The sequence below is a fragment of the Paenibacillus baekrokdamisoli genome, from assembly GCF_003945345.1.
In the GTDB taxonomy this organism is placed as follows: Bacteria; Bacillota; Bacilli; order Paenibacillales; family Paenibacillaceae; genus Paenibacillus_Z; species Paenibacillus_Z baekrokdamisoli.
In genome coordinates this window covers 5,140,903-5,160,142 of the sequence record NZ_AP019308.1, presented here as the reverse complement: position 1 = coordinate 5,160,142, position 19,240 = coordinate 5,140,903, and the positions used below count along the sequence as shown (strand labels likewise).

The window sequence follows — 19,240 nt, the reverse complement described above, 5'->3', positions numbered from 1 at the left end:
AAGCCGTATGAATTGGTAATATTTTGTACAGTGTACGTATTAAATATTATCACTAGAAAGAGGGGTTTTATGGAAGATACAAAAGCGTTATTGGAGCAGCTAAAAAGAGAAGAAGCCATCCTAAAATTTGACAGTTTTACGAATGAGACAGCATTGCAAGTGGGTGCAAAACTCGTCGAGGTGGCATTACAGCAAAATCTGCCTGTCACAATCGACATATCTAGAGGTGATCTGCAGCTATTCCGTGCGACTTTGCCGAATTCTACAAAAGATGCCGACAGTTGGATTCGAAGAAAGAATCGGGTGGTCAATCAATTTTCCCAAAGCTCCTATTTAATAGGGACGCGGATGAAATTATTGAACATGACGATGCAAGAATTTGCATTGTTGGATCCTATGGAGTATGCGGCCAACGGAGGCGCTTTTCCAATTGTTGTCGAGAATGCAGGGTTTATTGGAACCATCACGGTAGCCGGGCTCTCGCAAGAAGAAGATCATGAACTCGTAATCACGGTACTGAAGCAATTCTTAAATAAGGAAGTTTAATAAAAGTTAAGTGTAAATCGCTCACCATAGGGTAGCGGTTTACGCTTTTTTCTTACCCTTTCTCTCGTTATCGGCAAAGTTTTCTTCATATATAAGCAATAAAAAACCTCCCTGGAGAAGGGAGATCTAAGTAGTGATTTTATTAATTGGCTTTTAAGATTTGATCAATAGCTGCCAATTCGCTTGAAGTAAAGTCCAGATTATTCAGTGCTGCCACGTTCTCTTCAATCTGGCTTACCCTGCTTGCGCCAACCAGCGCAGAGGTAACGCGGTTGCCGCGCAGAACCCAAGCGATAGCCATTTGAGCCAAGGATTGCTCTCTTGATGCAGCAATATCGTTCAATTGCTGCGTCTTATTCAAGATGTCCGCCGTGATATGCTCAGGCTTAAGGAATCTGATGCCGCTTCCAGCTCTTGAATCGGCAGGGATCCCAGACAGGTACTTGTTCGTGAGGAGTCCTTGCGCCAGTGGGAAGAACGCAATGCTTCCGACTCCCTCATCCGCAAGTAAGTCAAGCAACCCGTCTTCAACCGTCCGATCAAGCATGGAGTAAGAAGGCTGATGAATTAAACAAGGCGTTCCAAGTTTATTTAATGCGTCTATCGCTGCCTTGGATTCTGCTTCGTCATAAGAAGAGATGCCCACGTATAAGGCTTTTCCTTGACGAACAAGCAAATCGAGCGCACCCATCGTTTCTTCGATCGGCGTGTTAGGATCCGGTCTATGATGATAGTAAATATCGACGTAATCAAGTCCTAGGCGTTTTAAGCTTTGATCGAGGCTTGCCACCAAGTATTTTTTGGAGCCCTCATCCCCATAAGGCCCTGGCCACATGTCCCATCCTGCTTTTGTAGAGATGATCGTTTCATCACGATGAGAAGCGAAGTCCAGCTTTAATATTTTACCGAGGGTTTCTTCTGAAGATCCCCCTGGCCAGCCGTAGTTGTTGGCTACGTCGAAGTGGGTGATCCCCAGATCAAAAGCGCGGCGGACCATTTCCCGACTGTTGTTAAAAACATAGCCGTCTCCGAAATTATGCCACAGGCCAAGTGAAATGGCTGGAAGCTTCAGTCCGCTTTTGCCGCATCTATTGTACTTCATGTTATCGTATCGCTGATTGCTAGGCTGATAATTCAATTGAAGTGCCTCCTCTGAAATCTATCTTGAGTTATGGGGTTCCATTAATCCAAAAGTCATTAAATTGTTGTGTTTCGGTAGCATTATTCATGGAAGCACTAAACCACCATACGCCAGACCCTGCGACTCTTGCGCCTTCCATAATCGCATCATTGACGGCAACAGAATGGTTTTGCGCGTTCTCGTAAGACTTGTGAACGTCTGTAAAGCCGTAATCACCAGGGCCCAGCGGTATGAAAGCACAGGAAGCAGGTAGTGCGCTGCTGATCCGCTTGGTGTTCTCTTTAATTGCGAGTTTATAGTTTGTTGCATTCGTGGAAGAGGGGTTTGCAGGATAGGCAGGAACGTTTAAATCTGCCGTATCATAGTCCATCATCACGATCATATCCAGCATTGCACCGAATTGGGCAATTTCATTGTCCGGCATATAGGCAGCGAAAGGATTGCCATCGATCGAAAGATGCTTATTAGGACCTATGGCTGTTCTTACCTTTTGAATTAATTGTCTATAATCGGTACTGGCCGCACCTGCGCTAACAGGTTCAAAGTCCAAGTTGATTCCGTCAAGACCGTAATAATTGACAAGGAATGCGCAATGCGCCGCGATATTATCTTGCATGGTGGCTTTGGAAACCGCAGGTGTATGCAGGACATTGTTTTTATCCGTATACGGCAAGCCTTGAACATGCAGCGACTTATTTCCGTTAACGACTCCGATCAGTTTCATGTCGGGGGCGTACTGCCTAGATTTGTTCACCCAGTTTTCGAGTTCGTCATAGGCATACCAACTCATCGTTCCGTCGATGGGCTGACCATTTATATCATCGTATTGACCGGTTTCGGAATCCCTGTCAAAAAAGCCGACGTCGATCATTTGATATTTGATTTTGTAGGCGTTCATTTTGTTGACTACATCTTGGATGAACGCATCCGTTTGGGGCGTCATCACCCATTCCGGGTTGGTAAAGGTGACATTGTTCGCACGATAGGAGTTGTCAATGGTCCATGCCTGAGCTTCTACGTAATGGTTGTAGGTGTTGATGTTGCTGCCATTAGAATAGATGCGGAGGTATCTTGCCTTAACCGGATTAAACGTAATGGTTTTGCCGGCTGCGGTCTCTGCGTATTCAGCATCAGAACCGGCGCCCTGTCCAGAGCTATTGTCGACATCATTGTTGAATACTGTGGTGGCGCTGCTGAACGTTGCACTTTCTGATAATTTAACGACGACATCTTTGTACGTCCGGCTGTCCGCGTAGTAATGCCAGAGCAAAATTTTGTTCAAATAGTAGTTTCCACCGAAATCAATCTGGATGTATTTCTTTCCCGTTCCCGCTTCGGCAAACGAATTGCTGTTGTTACTGGCTCCATCGGTAGCAAGAGACGCATTGATCAGGGCAGCGTTTGATGTCGGCGTTTTGCCCGCGGCAACATTCTGGGCTGCTGCGTTCGCCCTCTGTGCCCCAATTAAACCGGAAGAACAGAGCACGACAGCTATTGTCGCAATGAGGATGGGCCGAAACGATACTTTCTTCATAAATTTCCTCCTTTTAATGGATTCAATGTATTGCTATAATAAATAAGTACACTGTACTAATTATTAAAGTAATTCATATTTCTTTTCTTTGTCAACCCCCAAAATTGCAGGTAAGTCCAAATACCTGCGATTGGGCAAGCTTGAGTTTTTGAGAGTTTGTGGATATTATTAAAGAGTCCTGATTAATTATGATGATCTTTGCAGATGTAATGGAAAGGCTGAATAATTTTTTATCTTGAGAGGAAAATGAAAAGTATGGTGGCTCAAAAAGGCAATTTACAACTAATGAAAAAAATTAATTGTTCCCTTATTCTTCACATGCTGCTTAGGGAAGGAAGCCTATCCCGAGCTGAAATAGCCCAGAAATCGAAATTGAGCGCAACTACTGTGTCCTCCTTGGTCGATGAATTGATCCAACAGGGTCTAATCGACGAAGTTGGTGAGAAATCTTCACCGGGTGCGGGCCGAAGAGCGATCGCATTAGAGATTAGCCGCGACAAAGGATATATCATTGGCATTGCACTCGGAAACAATTATTTTCGAGGAGCTCTATTAAACTTTAGAAATGAGATCGTTTATGAATTTACCGAGCCGGTTGTAAAAGGAAATGCAGAGGTTCTGGAGTTCATGATCGCCTCTATAAATCGCCTGCTGACATCCAAAATTGTCAAAGACCCTTTGCAGGTAAAAGGCATTGCCATCTCTACTCCTGGGGTTATCGACGATCAGGGAGAGGTCATCGTCAAGTCTACGTTTCTTAGAATCAAAGACCTGGAAATCAAGAGAATGCTCCGAAGAGAGTTCGATTATCCAGTCGTTGTGGTTAACGATTTGAAGGCAGCCGCTTTTGCTGAGTATTTCGTAGGTAACACTAGAACGGATAATTTGTTATTCTTATCCATGGATTCGGGCATTGGTTTGGGGTTGGTTATTGATGGAAAAGTCTATTCCGGGTACAAGGGCTTAGCGGGTGAGATCGGACACATGCTGATTGACCCTGATGGTCAGCGGTGTGAAGAGTGCGGTCAGAACGGATGTATCGCCATGGTGCTTACGGAGCCTGCCGTTTTGGCAAGGTCTCAGGAAAAGGCGCGGCAAAATAATTCTGACAATGTTCCACAGACATTCGATGAATTGCTTGAGAGGTACGAAGCAGGGGAAGAGCTTGGGGAAGAAGTGATCTCTCAAGTATGCGTCTTGCTCGTGAATACATTATCGGTATTCATAAACTTCCTCAGTCCTGAGCTTATCGTGCTGCACGGCTGGATGTGTCATTCGAACAAGTTCATGAATCAATTGAAGAAGGGGCTTTCGTCGTTTCCGTTTCCGTTGCCCTTTGAACAGAACAGAGTGGTGCCCGCGACATTTGAGGAGAGAAACTTCATCATTGGGGCGTCTACACTCATGCTGCACAAAGTATTCGAGGATTATTTTTAATAGAATTGGGGCTGTTCCTAAGGTCGGTAATGATCTTGGGAACAGCTCCAATTTTTTATTTGACAGTGTTTCGAGTTGGTTGTATATTTAATTTGTAAAGTGTACCAATTAAATATTTTTGATATCTTTCACCTAATGATTTGGAAGGGGAATATACATGAAGGCACTATCCTTGGAAGAAAAGGTGGGGCTGATGTGCGTAGTCGGGATGCCCACGAAACAAGTAAACGAGGAAGTCAAAGAGACATTGGCCAGTATCCACTACGGTGGACTCGGACTTTTCCCGCATAATATCGAGAATGAAATTCAGTTAAAGAAAATCATAGCCGATCTGAACCATTGGGCCCAAACGAATCATCAGGCACAGGAACCATTCGTGATTGCAATCGATGAAGAGGGCGGTTCCCTCGCGAATTTTACGGAATTTTATCCGGATGTTCCCGGCAATCGAGCGATTGGGCTGGCGAACGACCCTGAACTCGCTTATGCGAGCGGTAGATTAATTGGCAGCCAGCTGCACGAACTAGGCTTCATGTTAGATTGGGCTCCGGTGCTGGATGTTAATTCGAATCCGCTGAACCCCGTCATCGGTATACGCTCTTTCGGCGAAGATCCCAAGCAAGTAGCCGCGTACGGCGTGTCCTTCATCAGGGGGATGAGAGAGTCCGGGATCGTATCAACCGCTAAGCATTTTCCGGGTCATGGGGATGTGGATGCCGATTCGCATGTCGAGCTGCCCACCTGCGATTTGACTCTGGAGCAATTATACGAGCAAGCCTTACAACCCTTCTTTGCCGCAATTGAAGCGGGGGTCGGGGCGATTATGACCGCTCACATCGTATTCCCGAATATTCCGGAATCGCTCGAGCTGCCGGCTTCCCTCTCCCCTTTTTTTATTACTCATCTATTAAGAGAAAAGCTGGGATTCGAAGGTGTCATCTGCACGGACGATATCGAAATGCAGGCGATCAAGAACAATTTCGATCCCGCAGAAATCGGTGTGCTCGCGGTATTGGCTGGGAACGATCAGATTATCATGTGCCATACGCGGGACTTCCAAGAGAAAGTATGCTTGGGCATCCTGACCGCGGTACAATCGGGTGTGATTTCGGAAGAGCGTATTGATCAATCCGTCAAACGCATCCTCAAATTACAAAATACGATGAAGCAATATCGAGCGGAAGCAAATGTTATTCCCCGGTCCTTATGGGAGTCGCATGCAGCCCAAATCGCTGAAGCATCCATTGTCGTACAGCGGGATCCTTCGCAGCTTCTTCCTTTAAATTACCCAAAGTACATCTTAATTGTGCCTGAGTTGGAACAGCTTACTCAAGCGGACACGACTTTCGACAAACAGTTCAAGCTGGAAACCTATTTGAAGGACAGAGGTATTCAATTGGAGACCATGTATACTTCCATGAATCCCACGGAAGCCGAACATCTTGAGGTGGAAAGAAAAATTAAGCAGGCCGATGCCATTCTCCAAGTAACGCGGAATGCCCATGTATTCAAAAACCAGCTGTCGATTGCTCGGTTGTGCGCCAATTCGAAGCCTCATGTGTGCTTAGTGCTGCGAAATCCTTATGATGCTGATGAGCTGCCGGAGGAGAGCTCCGTCGTCCTCATTTGTTCTTCTGGTGACGAAAGTATGAAGGCATTCGCTCGGAAATTCTCCGGGGTAGCGGTTAGCTGAGAATGTTGTATGAAACGTGCAATGCGGAGGGTGTAATGAAAACATTTAGCTACAAATAAATTAATAAGGACACTGTACAAAATAAAATATATTAGGTAAAATAAAGCTAGAAATCAAAACAGAGTGGAATTTTGGAAAACGCTTACTTTCAACGGGGGGAGTACATTTGATCAAGCGATTAATTAAGCAATGGGATATTCAGATGATGGTTGTTCCAGCGATCTTATTTATCTTTATCTTCAGCTATATCCCGATGTACGGGACGTTGATGGCTTTTCAGGACTATAACATTTTTAAAGGTTTTTGGCACAGTCCCTGGGTAGGGTTCAAACATTTTCGAATGTTTTTTGACTCGCCGGATTTTTGGACCGTCATGCGTAATACCATAGTGATCAGCCTGTTGAAACTCGTCGTGGGTTTTCCGGCGCCGATCCTTCTCGCCCTAATGCTCAATGAAGTACGGAAAGTGGCCTTCAAGCGGATCGTGCAAACGCTAAGTTACTTACCTCATTTCATGTCATGGGTTATTGTCGCCGGATTCACAATGTCTATGCTTTCTACTGATAACGGAAGCGTTAACATTTTGCTTCAAGCGCTCCATCTAATCAGAGAGCCAATCAATTGGCTTTCGACATCGGACTATTTCTGGGGAATCTTGATCAGCTCGAATGTCTGGAAAGAAATCGGATTTGCTTCGATCATCTATTTGGCAGCGATAGCAGGGGTGAACCCCGATATGTATGAAGCGGCATCTATTGATGGTGCCAGCAAGTTAAAGCAAATATTTCTGATTACCATTCCTGCGATTATGCCCGTTATTATTATCTTCATGATATTGGCGGTCGGCAATCTCCTTACGGCTGGTTTTGAAGATATCTTGCTGCTCGCTACTAATCCGGCTTTAAGAGATGTCTCTGATGTTCTGGATACCTATGTGTTTCGGGTCGGGATCAAAAGCTCGAGATTTTCTTATGCGACGGCTGTCGGGTTGTATAAAGCGATTATCAGCATCGGTTTGCTGACTATGGCCAATCTTATTGCCCGCAGGTCAGGAAACAGCTTGTGGTAGAACGAAGAAGCGGGGGTTGTCGATGAAAAACAATTTAGGCGATCGAATTATGTCCGTGTCGATTTATATGATTCTCACATTGCTTGCGTTCGTCACCTTTTATCCTTTTTGGAATTCATTTGTCATTTCATTTAATAGCGGATTTGATACTTCCCTAGGTGGAGTCACTTTCTGGCCGCGCGCTTTTACGCTGGAAAACTACGATATCGTTTTTCAAGATCATCGGATTACGCATGCCTTCCTTGTCTCAATTACAAGAACGGTAATAGGCACGTTCGCATCTATTCTTTGTACAGCAGTTTTTGCTTATGGGATGACTAAACGCGAGCTGGTGGGGCGCAAGCTTTACATGATTATCGGTCTCGTTACCTTATATTTCAGCGGTGGATTGATTCCCTCTTATATGCTGATCAGAGCGGTTGGATTGACGAATTCGTTTTGGGTAATGGTCATTCCAGGCCTCATCAGTGTGTGGAACATGATCATATTCCGAACTTTCTTCATGGGTTTGCCCCCAGGGCTAGATGAGTCGGCCAAGATCGACGGCTGCGGCAATTGGGGTACCTTCCTTCGGATTGTTCTTCCGCTGTCGGGACCTGTTATCGCCACCTTGTCGCTTTTCACCGCCATTTACCATTGGAACGATTGGTTTACACCCAGCATTTACATTACGAATGAAAAATTGCTTCCTATTCAAACGATGCTCAAGCAAATTCTCAACGCCAATATCATGTCCGAACAAATGGCGCAGCTCGATTCCGCCGCACAAAGCGCCGCGGACCGCATGAAAAGTGTAACTTCCAAATCACTGTCGATGGCTACGATGATGGTTGCTACCTTGCCGATCGTCATGGTGTATCCATTCGTGCAGAAGTATTTTGTCAAAGGCGTCTTAATCGGTTCCATGAAAGAATAGCCGAGGCTAACAATGCGGTGTTTAAAGCCTTAGGGCTTATGAACATAGAAAAGTAATTTCGAATATGAGAGAGGGGATTTAGAGCATGAAGAAGCTGTTATTGATTTCGGGTATTGTAATGCTGACGGCCGTTGCGGCGTTGACCGGATGTTCATCGGACAATGGAGAAAAAACAAAGAACACCGCTAATAACACTACAAACACTACAAACACGCAACCAGAAGAGACTGCTAAGCCAAGTGAAAGCCAGTTTGTTTTGGGATCCAAACCTGTGGAATTTTCCTTCTATGGCAACTATGACTGGTACACAATGCCACCATGGGGAGACGATTTGGCAACCAAATGGATTAAAGAGAACAAGAAGGTGAATATTACCCCGGTACAATCCGGTGGTGATGCCGCAACCAAATATAATATGATGATCGCGTCCAATGAACTGCCTGATGTCATGTGGATGGAACGTGGTCCGGATGTCGAGAAGCTCCGTGAAGCCGATATGCTCGTGCCGCTCGACGATTACCTAGATAAATACCCTAACTTAAAAAAATGGCTGGGGGATGCTGGCATTAACATGCTCCGATCCGATGACGGCAAGCTATACCAATTCCCGAACTGGTATACTAGCCGACCAAACGGAAACGCCGGTTATGTCATCAACAAGAAAATTTACAAGGATCTGGGCTCACCTGCTCTGGAAACGACCGATGATCTCTACAACTACCTGAAATTGGTGAAAGAGAAATATAAGAATGTCGTTCCGTTTGAAGTTGGCTTAGGTGCACAAGGGGACGGTTTGGACGTATTGTTCTCTGCTTTCGGCGAGAATTATTCGGTCAAATACCTCGGCATTCGTGGAGTACCTAAGGATAACACTTTAACATCGATCTTCACGGATCCGGTTTTCCGCGAATCCATGCAATATTCCAATAAACTGTTCCGCGAGAAATTAATGACACAGGATGCTATGAACCAAACAGCCGATCAAGTGAAAGAGAAGGTGCTGAATGGCCGGGTTGCTGTCTTTGCCGGAGCCAGTCCTACTAAGTATGGTGATCCAGGGAATGCCAATTTGAAGAAGGCGGATCCTGAAGCGGGATATTTCATGATTTGGCCAATCCATAAGTCTGGTTTGGACAAAAATAAAATATGGCCGGGTACGTTTAACCAGCTTGGCTGGAATGTTAGTGTTATTACTAAGGCTGCTAAAGACCCTGAAGCGATTTTCGCTTTTCTGGATTGGTTTACTGGACCTGAGGGACAAAGCGTGGGCATGTGGGGTCCTCCAGGATTGTATTGGGATGGTTTTGATGCGGATGGCGCTCCGAAATTCACAGATAAATATACGTCTGACAGCGAAGGCCGAGATAAGCTAATGGCCGCAATCACTGATTTCCAATGGGCTGGAAACACTGTCTATGTCGATTCGTCCAAAGCGAAATTTGAAATGTCACTGCCGGAAGACAAACGAAGTTGGGCAACGGAGCAGCAGACTAAGATTACGTGGAAAACGCAATCGGATGCCACGGAATTTATTAATCTGGATCCGCAGCCGGACTCCGAGGAAGGCATCGTCTGGAAACAGCTTGACGATCTCTTCAAAGAGGTACGGGCAAAAGCGCTGGTAGCCAAGAGCGAAGCGGATGTGCTGTCCATTCTGGACAAAGCCGAATCAGACGCACAAGCTATGGGTTATAGCAAGCTGCAAGCTTTCATGACCGAAAAATGGCAGGGAAATGTGAAGAAAATGAAAGGTAACTAGTCTATTCATCAAAGCAGCGGGGCTTTCCTATAGGTCTTTGTAGGCCTATTGGAAAGCCCCTTTATAAATAATAAATAAGGTCAGTGTACAATTAAATTAATTTGAAAACGTTATCAACATAAAAGGTTAACCAAACGGAGGTTTTGCTTATGCTATTGAAAAAAACAACTTCTTTCTCACTCTGTTTTATCATTCTTTTATCAACGGTTTTCTCCTACGGAACGGCATTTGGTGCTAAAACAACGGATATTAGCGGCCATTGGGCTGAGCAGCAGTTAACGGATTGGATTTCCAAAGGTTATATTAGTGCCTTTCCGGATGGTAGCTACAAGCCGGACAGATCAGTGACTCGTGCTGAATTTATGACGATGATAAATCGGTCATTCGGATTTGTTGAAGCGGCAACACTCAATTTTAAGGATGTAGATAGCTCCAGTTGGGATTACGCTGAGATCGGCAAAGCCTTGAAGGCAGGCTATATAAGCGGGTATACGGACAATACTATTCGTCCAAGCCAAACAATCAGCCGTCAAGAAGCGGCGCAAATCATATACAAACTGCTCAAGCTTGAAACGACGACTGCTCAGCTTGAGATTCTAAACAATTATAAGGATTCGGAGAAAATAGCGACATGGAGTAAACCTGGAGTAGCCGCCGTCGCAGCCAAAGACTTGATAAAAGGGTATGGCGATGGCACCTATCGCCCCGAGGGAATGATCACTAGAGCGGAAGCCGTTGTATCCTTAAGCCGAGCTTTTCGTGCAAAAGAGACTTCAAGTGCGACGTTATATGACAAAGCGGGTACTTACGGTCCTGTTTCCGGCATGGATACCATCGACGGGGACGTGGTCATCAGTGCCACAGGAGTTACCCTGCAGAACGTAACAGTTACAGGGAACCTCATTTTGTCTGAAGGAATTGGCAGCGGTGATGCAACCCTTAACCATGTCACCGTTAACGGAACGACTACCGTTAAGGGCGGAGGCGATCACTCCATTCACATCAAGGACTCCGTGTTACTTACGATCATTGTGGACAAAAAAGACGGAGTAGTCCGTATCGTTGCGGAAGGCTCTACATCGGTTAAGCAAATTACGCTTCTCTGTTCGGTAACCCTAGAAGAATCTAATGTCACCGGAAGCGGTTTTGCGAATATTGAAATAGCTAAAGAATTGCCAGCCAATTCAAAGGTAACGTTACTCGGAACATTCGAAAACGTTGACGTATTTGCCCAATCCATCGCTATTGAAGTGCCCAAAGGCTCGATAAATAATCTTCATTTCCAGAAGAATGCTAAAGACAACTCCCTCAACTTGGGGAAAGACGCAAAAATTACAGCATTGGTGCTTGATGCAATCGTGAAGGTACTCGGCCTTGGTGTCGTAGATAAAGCCACCGTAAACGATGGGGGTAAAGGCTCAACTTTCGAGACAAACCCTAAAGTAATATCGACTGAGTCACCTATCATTTCAACGCCATCGACGCCTTCAAATCCGCCCAAACCGCAAATTCCTGTTAACGTAGCTGTCGGGAAAGAACTGACTTCCAATGCCGTTCTAATGGACAGTACATTTGCGACTGACGGAAAAATAGAAAACACCGATCTATTAACCGAGGCTGAATCCGGGTTGAAATATATCCAAATTGATTTTGGTGCAAGCCATACGATCAATTCCATTTACCTCTGGCATTACTTTGGTGATGGCAGAACCTATCACGATGTCATTGTTCAGCTATCTAATGATGCCACGTTTGCTGCGTCCACAACGGTTTTCAATAATGATGCAGACGGTTCTGCGGGTTTAGGTACAGGCACAGACGCTGAATACGCAGAATCCGAGGAAGGAAAAGCAATTGCCGTTCCTGCGGTTAATGCGAGATATTTAAGAATTTACTCCAATGGCAGTACGAAAAAAAATGGAGGTCTAAGTGCGTATAACCATTATGTTGAAGTAGAAGCATGGACGTCTGCGACAAGACCCGCAACTCCGGTAGTACCCATATCATCACCGGTTAAACCGAAAAATGTAGCTTTCGAGAAAAGCCTAACTTCAAATGTTACCTTAGATGGTGCTGGCTACGCTACAGATGGTATTACAGATAATCTGGATCAAATAACAGACGCAGGACCCGGGTTGAACTATATCCAAATTGACTTTGGCACAAGCTACGATATCAATACCGTTAACCTCTGGCATTACTACGGGGACGGTAGAACCTACCATGACGTTATCGTTCAGTTATCCAATGATTCCACATTCACCACGTCTACGACTGTTTATAATAATGATACGGATAATTCCGCGGCTTTGGGAACAGGCACGGACTTGGAATATGCGGAAACGAGCGGCGGTAAAGCCATTCAATTCGCTACCGTTAAGGCACGGTATTTAAGGGTCTACTCCAATGGAGGCACCAAACAAAATGGGCAATTTAATCCGAATAATCACTATAGTGAAGTTCAAGCATGGGCGCAGCCGCCTGCTTATCGGACGAATAATGTTACGTTCTTGAATCCTGAATGGGTGATGTTCCCTCGAACAGATCTCTTTATTCAGCAGACGGTCAATAAAATGACTTCTTATCAAATTAAATATCAAATGATAGACGTAGGATTTTTCGATCGAGTTGCCAATACGGCCACCTTTGAGGATACAATCGACGGAGGGGCGATAGACGGAACGCTTGATCCCGCCGCATACGCAGAGCTTCAACATTGGGTGACCGTGTCGAGAGCGACTAACCCGGATATTAAATTAATCGGTGCTTTAAGCGGGAACAGTTTTATGCATATACAGAATTTACCTTGGACCGATAGAAAAGGTGTCTTACACACTCCAGCCGTTGACAAAGCAACCATGCAAGACAAAATAGCGGCCAAAGCTAAGTATTTTGTCGAAACTTTTGCCTTAGATGGCATCAACATCGATTTTGAACCGCTGAGATCGGGTGCATCAGCCAATGACTATCGAGCTTTAATTGTCAAAGTGCGGGCAGCCATCGGCCCTGGCAAGCATCTCTCCATCTGTGGAAACCCATTCCCGCAATATATGCCGGATAGTGAATTGTCGCAATACGGTGCGCTGCTGGATATGATCATCATGATGGATTATGACACAGGTGCAGATGAGCCAGGTGACCCGTGGCCGGCAAATCCTTTTACTACGGATGCGGCTTCCTACCAGTTGGCTATTAAAGAAAATACAATTCGAATCAGCAATGCGTTAAGCTCCACGAATTGCGAATTAATACCGCTCGCTGTCGGAGTGGATGACATTGATATCTATCATCCCATCTATGAGAACTCCATGAACCACTCTATTGCCGTAAATGATGCCATTGCAGCAGGGGCAAAAGTTGCTGGTTCGGGCGTATGGTGGTGGGAGAAATCTAAAGATGACGAAACGGAAAGACAACAGTTTATCGATTATTGGATCAATGGGTAACGTTGAAGGGGCTTCTTTAGGAATGCCTGATCAGTAACCGTTGCTTAGTCATGCAGGCCTGTTCCAAAAGTGGGTTAAGCATAATCCCGCATTCTCCATTACAAATCCATCAAAGCCACAAAAAATGTGGTTTTGATGGATTTTTTTGGTCTTTATGTTTTACCCACAAATAATCAGCAGCTAATTATTAATCTATTGAAAATTCATTGTCATAGGAAAGGGAATATACTATATTGAGAGGTGGGGAATTTTTTCCAATATATTATTTATTTTATATTTTAAGGGGGAAGCTAGGGTGCCATCGACACGTCTGAAGTCGTATTTTTCATTAATTTTGGCAACAATAATTATGTTATCCAGTTTAGTAGCACCGGTATCAGCTTCAGAATTCAACAATTTAAGCAGTTCAATTAATAACACATTAGTAGCGGAAGATTTGCTGAATTCTGTAGAAGCTCCACGCATGCTGCAGGGGAAGCTTTCCGGTCCGATACAGTCGGATTCGGATGTTATTAACTATTTTTCTTCAAACCGCCAAGCTCATGGCCTTGTTCCAACACAAAACAAGCTCAAGCTTGTAAAGAAAACGAGTGATGATCTGGGCAAACAACATTATTTACTGCAGCAACAATATCAAGGATTACCCGTATACGGGAAGTATATAACTGCACACGTAGGTACGAATATGCAGATGTACGCAATTACGAATGACTCTTCAACAGAGCTTGATGGCATTTCAATTGATATTCAGCCAACGATTGATGCTGCCCAAGCAGCGAGCACATTTCAGCTGGATGTCGAAAAGGAGGCCGGGTACTCAATTACACTTGGCGGACAATTCGCATCTCGAGAACTAGAAAAGCCCAAAACAGAGTTAATGGTTTACCCTTTCAACGGAAACTATTATCTCGCATACCGCATAGATTTGGAGTATATTCAACCGACTTTAGACCGTTGGATCGGATTTGTTGACGCCCATACTGGGGCCGTTCTCAAAAAATTTAGCCGTATGGAGCAGGCTGCTTCGGCAGGAAGTGCGACTGGTACGGGCAGTGGATATTACGGTACCCCTAGGATTATCAATATCACGAAAAATCAAGATATGTTCTATCTAACGGATAAAACAAAGCCGATGTATCGCATTGAGAACGGCTCGGAAACAGGTGTAATCGAAACTTACGACGATGAGAATCCGTTCTTCCCAATCGGCTCTTCGACGACAACCTTTGCCGATTCTGAAGCTGTCGATGCTCATTATTTCGCCGGCCAAGTATACGATTTCTATGCTGAGCGTTATAACCGGAACAGTTTGGATGGCAAGGGAATGTCGATTATCTCTGTCGTAAATGCAGGTGCGATCGACAACGCATTCTGGGACGGGCATGAGATCGTTTACGGGGACGGAAAACAGCAGTTTGAGTGTTTAACTTGCGCGAACGACGTAATTGCGCATGAATTGACGCATGCGGTAACGGAGTACTCGGCCAACCTTGAGTATTCCGGCCAATCCGGTGCGCTGAATGAATCCATCTCCGACATTATGGCAGCTGTATTCGACTCGCAGGATTGGGCAATCGGTGAAGATACAGGAATTGCGGGCGGCAATGGCGTGCTTCGCGATTTGGAGAGACCCGATCGGGGAATGCCGTCGCAGCCATCCTCGATGTCAGGCTATGTGAATCTTGCTGAGGATGCCGAACATGACAATGGCGGCGTTCATTTGAATAGCGGAATTCCAAATCATGCTGCTTATTTAATTGCAAAGGGTATCGATGCATTGCCTGCATTACAGGGACAAGGGCGTGCGTTGCTTGGACAAATTACTTATGGTGCTTTGACTTCCTACCTAACTCCTACATCCGGATTTGAAGCGGCAAGGGATTCCTTTGTATTAGCGGCAGGTGATTTAGTTCTTCCCGATGAGCAGAAGAATGCGATTATTGCGGTTGTCAAAGACTCATGGGCTACAGTTGGGCTGCCTTATACGAATAATGAGAATAATATCGTCTCCTTAAGCGTTTCAGGGATGGAAGGAAAGCCTGATATTAATGTTTTGGCACATACGGTTACTTTTAAGGTAAAGTATGGAACAAAATTAAATGAATTAATCCCTCACATTGGGATTTCACCCGGCGCGACAATAAGTCCTGGGACGAGTGTTCCTCAGAATTTCGCATCGCCGGTTACGTACACTATTACTTCTCAGAATGGACAGCCACAAACGTGGACGGTTCAAGGTAAGATAGCTGACCCAGAGTCCCTAAATGATATTGTTGGTTTTAACGCCGACGTACTGACGGGCCCGGCTATCATTGATTCTATTCAGCATAAGGTGACACTTTACGTTGAAGCTGCGGATGATGTCACGTCCGTTCAGCCCTCTATCGAGCTATCGAAAGGTGCTACCGTTTCTCCTGCCAGCGGCGCAACCGCTAATCTGAGTCAACCGGTTACGTATACGGTTACTGCAGAGAACGGCACAACTCAACAGTGGATAGTCACAGCCGTTAAGGATTCCTCAAGTCCTAAGGTTCTAGGTGCTGTATCCCTTCAGAGTACGGTGGTCGCGGTCGTATTTGATCATCCGATGGATTTTTCAACACTTGGGAATGCTGCCAATTACAAGCTGGAATCCTTGATTTCCAGCTACTCGAATCCACAGATTACGAAGGTTGAGGTGGATTGCCAGAAGTCGAATATCGTCTATCTAACGACTTCGGCTCTTGTATCCCAAAATGGTTACAAACTAACGGTAACTAACTTAAAAGGTACCAACGGCTATGGAATTCGACCGGATTCAACGATGGGCTATTTCTTGACGGATGATACCGTACAGCCTGTAATAAGCACCGCGAGGATTAAGGGAAAGCAATTGGCGTTAACCTTTAATGAATATATTCAAGGTGCATATGGTGCATCTATCTCCACTTTTAAAGTTGAAGTCAACAATGCGGTTGTACAGGTAGATAGTATAACCTCTGTTGGTCGAAGGGTTTTATTGACATTGAGTAAAGAAGTTTCTCAGGCAGATAGGGTCAATGTCTCCTATGTTCCCTCCCCCTATGTTGGTGAGGTCACCGATTTAAGTGGGAACATCATTCCTTCTTTCAGTAAGCTGGAAGTCATTAATAGAACGAATAGTTCCAAGCCATCAGCTGGAGCAGGCTGGGTACAGATTAATAACAGCACCAAGCAAATAATAAAGCACCCGACAAAACCGGTTATCTATGCGATTTTCGGAAATAGCTATGAGGTCGTCGCGGCGAATATTGAAACGGGTGCTACGAAAACCATTACACTTGATCGCCAACCGGAAAGGGTTTATGTATCCGGAGGGAAGCTATATGTGGCGTTAGTCGATCAACCTCACAGCTATGACTGGTGGAAGAAAGACCAAACAGGAAGTATCGCGATCCTAAACGAAGAGACACTACAGAAGATGGATCAATTTAACGTTCCGATTGATCCATTTGATATCGTCGTAGATGCAAACGGGATTATATACGTTTCATCGGGTTCCGGCCAATGGACGAATTTCACTTCCTTCTCTTCTATAACCAAATCTCTGATTGATAATGTAACTATCCGTCAGAGATCTTATTTACAATATAGCAGCCCAAATCGGATATATTCTATTGATACTGATAGTTCACCGAGGGACATTAGTGCATATAACTTGAATAGCTCGGGCCAATTCACAGACCCCAAATCGATCATCGGAGGATACGACTCCCCCTATCATGGGGATTATCCAATGTCGACATTCTTGCAAATATCACCGGATAATAAGTATCTCTTTAACGGGGCGGGTACTATATTCACAAGTGCACCTGTTAAAGCAAACGATATGATATATGTACGCACCATTGAAGCATTTAACAGTATTGTGTTCTCCGATGATTTGACGAAGTTTTATACGCTGAGTGGACAAACGCTTAGAATCTATAACTATGCAACTTTTGCACTTGAAAAGCAGATTGCTATGCCTTATACAGCTTTTAATATTTTACCGGGGTATAAGTCAGACGAATTACTAGTTGCTTATCGCGAAAATGGTGGTACAACCATAGTGACATATTCGCTTAAGCAGAGCTCCCCGACTATTGCAAGAAGTCAATCAATAGCAGAGCAGCCGGCAGTGGCTGCGGCAGCGGCAAACGTGACGATAAACGCTTGTCCTATTACGACAGGCGGCGGTTCTAACGGAGGTGGAGGTTCTACTGGCGGTGGAGGTGGATTCATCCCTGGCGGAGGCGGCGGAGGCGGTATGGTTGTCGTTACACCTACGCCTACTATCGAACCTACAGTTACGCTAGACCCGAATGATTTATCTGTGACAAAAGGAGTAGATTCAAAAGGGAATACGGAGATCTTTTTCAAGCCCGATCCAGATAAATTACAGCAAGCGTTCCTGGATGCACAGAAAGGCGTGAATCTGTACGAGAAAGAACATGGAGGGACTGTTGTTCCGAAGATAATTATTCCAGTTGGGGGGCTTGACCATAGCCTGACTGTTGAATTGCCAGCAAGCACTTTTATTCAAGCCAATAAAATAGCTTCAAAGGCGATTATTGTGGTTCAGTCTAGTGATATTACCTATGAATTGCCGGTACAAGCCTTAAACGGGGACAACCTGATAAAAGCATGGGGAAGTGATGTCAATCTAGACTCTATTCGGATAAAACTAGTAATAGAGAAAATAGACTCATCCTTAAGTGACTTAATCCGGAAACAGTTGGTGGTAGAGGGGTTCAAAGCATTGACAGATTCTATCAACTTTGCGATCACATTGGATAAGCAAGGGATCTCCAAGGAAATGACCGATTTTAATGGAATCTATGTTACCCGATCGTTTACTTTGAATACAAAGGACGACGCTAGTCATATCACAGCTCTTGTCTATGATGCAGAAACGAAGACTTCTGGTTTCGTCCCTGCGTTCGTACGCAAGGAAGGGGAAAAAACGATTCTTGATATCAAGGCCCCGCATAACAGCATTTATACCGTTGCGAGTTCTTTCAAATCCTTCAAGGATATGGATGGACATTGGGCGAAGAACGATATCGAGATCATGGCATCCAAAAAGATTGTTCTTGGCATTACCGACACCGAATTTAATCCGGATAAGAAGGTTACTCGAGCAGAATTTGCTGCTTTATTAGTACGGTCACTCGGCTTAGCGATCCCACAAACCAGTTCCTTACGTTTCATAGACGTGGAACAAAAGGCATGGTATGCCCGTACCGTTAGTGTAGCCGCTCAAACTGGTTTGATTACTGGAGACCCCAAGGGTAGATTTGCTCCTGACGGAATCATTACCCGCCAAGAGATGGCGGTTATGATTGGTAGAGCTATAAAATATGTAAGAGAGAATGGGAATTTGGAAAATACGGATAAAAAGGCGATCAACACCGATACATTAAAGGATTCGACATCAATACCAAAATGGGCAGCAGAAGATATCAAGGACATGCTCGAGCGCGGGATAATGGAAAGCGGGATGGATGGAAAGTTCGAGCCTGCATTACCTGTCACAAGAGCAAATGCTGTTGTTGCCTTGAAACGAATGCTGCAGCAGTTAAGCTTTATTAGTAAATAGGTATATTTGCAGTTTAGAAGGGATGTAAACTTCAAAAGTTCAGACTGGTCCATCACTTTGACTAAATCGATGAATTAATTTTTTCAGAGTCTCAAGAGAA

General features: G+C 44.8%; 10 protein-coding genes. 8 read left to right on the top strand and 2 right to left on the bottom strand.

Annotation, left to right across the window (positions count from 1 at the left end; genetic code table 11):
* Nucleotides 1-69 precede the first annotated feature (69 nt).
* Nucleotides 70-546, top strand: coding sequence for a heme-degrading domain-containing protein (locus tag EKN16_RS22630; protein WP_125662546.1), 477 nt, complete (start codon nucleotides 70-72; stop codon nucleotides 544-546).
* Nucleotides 547-688: 142 nt separating this feature from the next.
* Here EKN16_RS22630 and mgrA read toward each other — a convergent pair whose 3' ends face one another.
* Both mgrA and EKN16_RS22620 read right to left on the bottom strand, forming a co-directional pair.
* On the bottom strand, nucleotides 689-1,684 hold the full coding sequence (mgrA, locus tag EKN16_RS22625) for an L-glyceraldehyde 3-phosphate reductase (RefSeq protein WP_125662543.1): 996 nt from the start codon (nucleotides 1,682-1,684) through the stop codon (nucleotides 689-691).
* Nucleotides 1,685-1,715: 31 nt separating this feature from the next.
* The gene (locus EKN16_RS22620; protein ID WP_125662540.1) at nucleotides 1,716-3,221 is read right to left on the bottom strand and encodes a glycoside hydrolase family 18 protein; all 1,506 of its coding nucleotides are present in this window, start codon (nucleotides 3,219-3,221) and stop codon (nucleotides 1,716-1,718) included.
* Nucleotides 3,222-3,506: 285 nt separating this feature from the next.
* Here EKN16_RS22620 and EKN16_RS22615 point away from each other — a divergent pair, with 285 nt between their 5' ends.
* From EKN16_RS22615 to EKN16_RS22585, 7 genes are all read left to right on the top strand, one after another.
* Nucleotides 3,507-4,658 carry an ROK family transcriptional regulator gene (locus tag EKN16_RS22615; protein WP_232015945.1) on the top strand — a complete coding sequence of 384 codons (1,152 nt, stop codon included), beginning with the start codon at nucleotides 3,507-3,509 and terminating at the stop codon, nucleotides 4,656-4,658.
* A gap of 157 nt (nucleotides 4,659-4,815) precedes the next feature.
* Complete coding sequence (gene nagZ, locus EKN16_RS22610) at nucleotides 4,816-6,351, top strand: beta-N-acetylhexosaminidase (RefSeq protein WP_125662534.1); 1,536 nt, start codon at nucleotides 4,816-4,818, stop codon at nucleotides 6,349-6,351.
* Between the two features lie 202 nt (nucleotides 6,352-6,553).
* Nucleotides 6,554-7,420 (top strand): ABC transporter permease, encoded by an 867-nt coding sequence (locus EKN16_RS22605; RefSeq protein WP_125666549.1) that lies wholly within the window; start codon nucleotides 6,554-6,556, stop codon nucleotides 7,418-7,420.
* A 22-nt stretch (nucleotides 7,421-7,442) separates the two neighbouring features.
* Entirely contained in the window at nucleotides 7,443-8,336 is an 894-nt protein-coding gene (locus EKN16_RS22600) for a carbohydrate ABC transporter permease (protein WP_125662531.1), read from the top strand.
* A gap of 85 nt (nucleotides 8,337-8,421) precedes the next feature.
* Nucleotides 8,422-10,095, top strand: coding sequence for an extracellular solute-binding protein (locus EKN16_RS22595; RefSeq protein ID WP_125662527.1), 1,674 nt, complete (start codon nucleotides 8,422-8,424; stop codon nucleotides 10,093-10,095).
* 149 nt (nucleotides 10,096-10,244) lie between these two features.
* Nucleotides 10,245-13,541: an S-layer homology domain-containing protein gene (locus tag EKN16_RS22590; protein WP_125662524.1), complete on the top strand. Its 3,297-nt coding sequence runs from the start codon at nucleotides 10,245-10,247 to the stop codon at nucleotides 13,539-13,541.
* Nucleotides 13,542-13,836: 295 nt separating this feature from the next.
* Complete coding sequence (locus tag EKN16_RS22585; protein WP_125662521.1) at nucleotides 13,837-19,140, top strand: SGBP N-terminal domain-containing protein; 5,304 nt, start codon at nucleotides 13,837-13,839, stop codon at nucleotides 19,138-19,140.
* Nucleotides 19,141-19,240: the final 100 nt, after the last annotated feature.

Bases quoted from the DNA above. Each gene is read 5' to 3' on its own strand.
- EKN16_RS22630 (WP_125662546.1), top strand. From the start codon at position 70: ATGGAAGATACAAAAGCGTTATTGGAGCAGCTAAAAAGAGAAGAAGCC.
- EKN16_RS22620 (WP_125662540.1), bottom strand. From the start codon at position 3,221: ATGAAGAAAGTATCGTTTCGGCCCATCCTCATTGCGACAATAGCTGTC.
- EKN16_RS22615 (WP_232015945.1), top strand. From the start codon at position 3,507: ATGAAAAAAATTAATTGTTCCCTTATTCTTCACATGCTGCTTAGGGAA.
- nagZ (WP_125662534.1), top strand. From the start codon at position 4,816: ATGAAGGCACTATCCTTGGAAGAAAAGGTGGGGCTGATGTGCGTAGTC.
- EKN16_RS22605 (WP_125666549.1), top strand. From the start codon at position 6,554: ATGATGGTTGTTCCAGCGATCTTATTTATCTTTATCTTCAGCTATATC.
- EKN16_RS22600 (WP_125662531.1), top strand. From the start codon at position 7,443: ATGAAAAACAATTTAGGCGATCGAATTATGTCCGTGTCGATTTATATG.
- EKN16_RS22595 (WP_125662527.1), top strand. From the start codon at position 8,422: ATGAAGAAGCTGTTATTGATTTCGGGTATTGTAATGCTGACGGCCGTT.
- EKN16_RS22590 (WP_125662524.1), top strand. From the start codon at position 10,245: ATGCTATTGAAAAAAACAACTTCTTTCTCACTCTGTTTTATCATTCTT.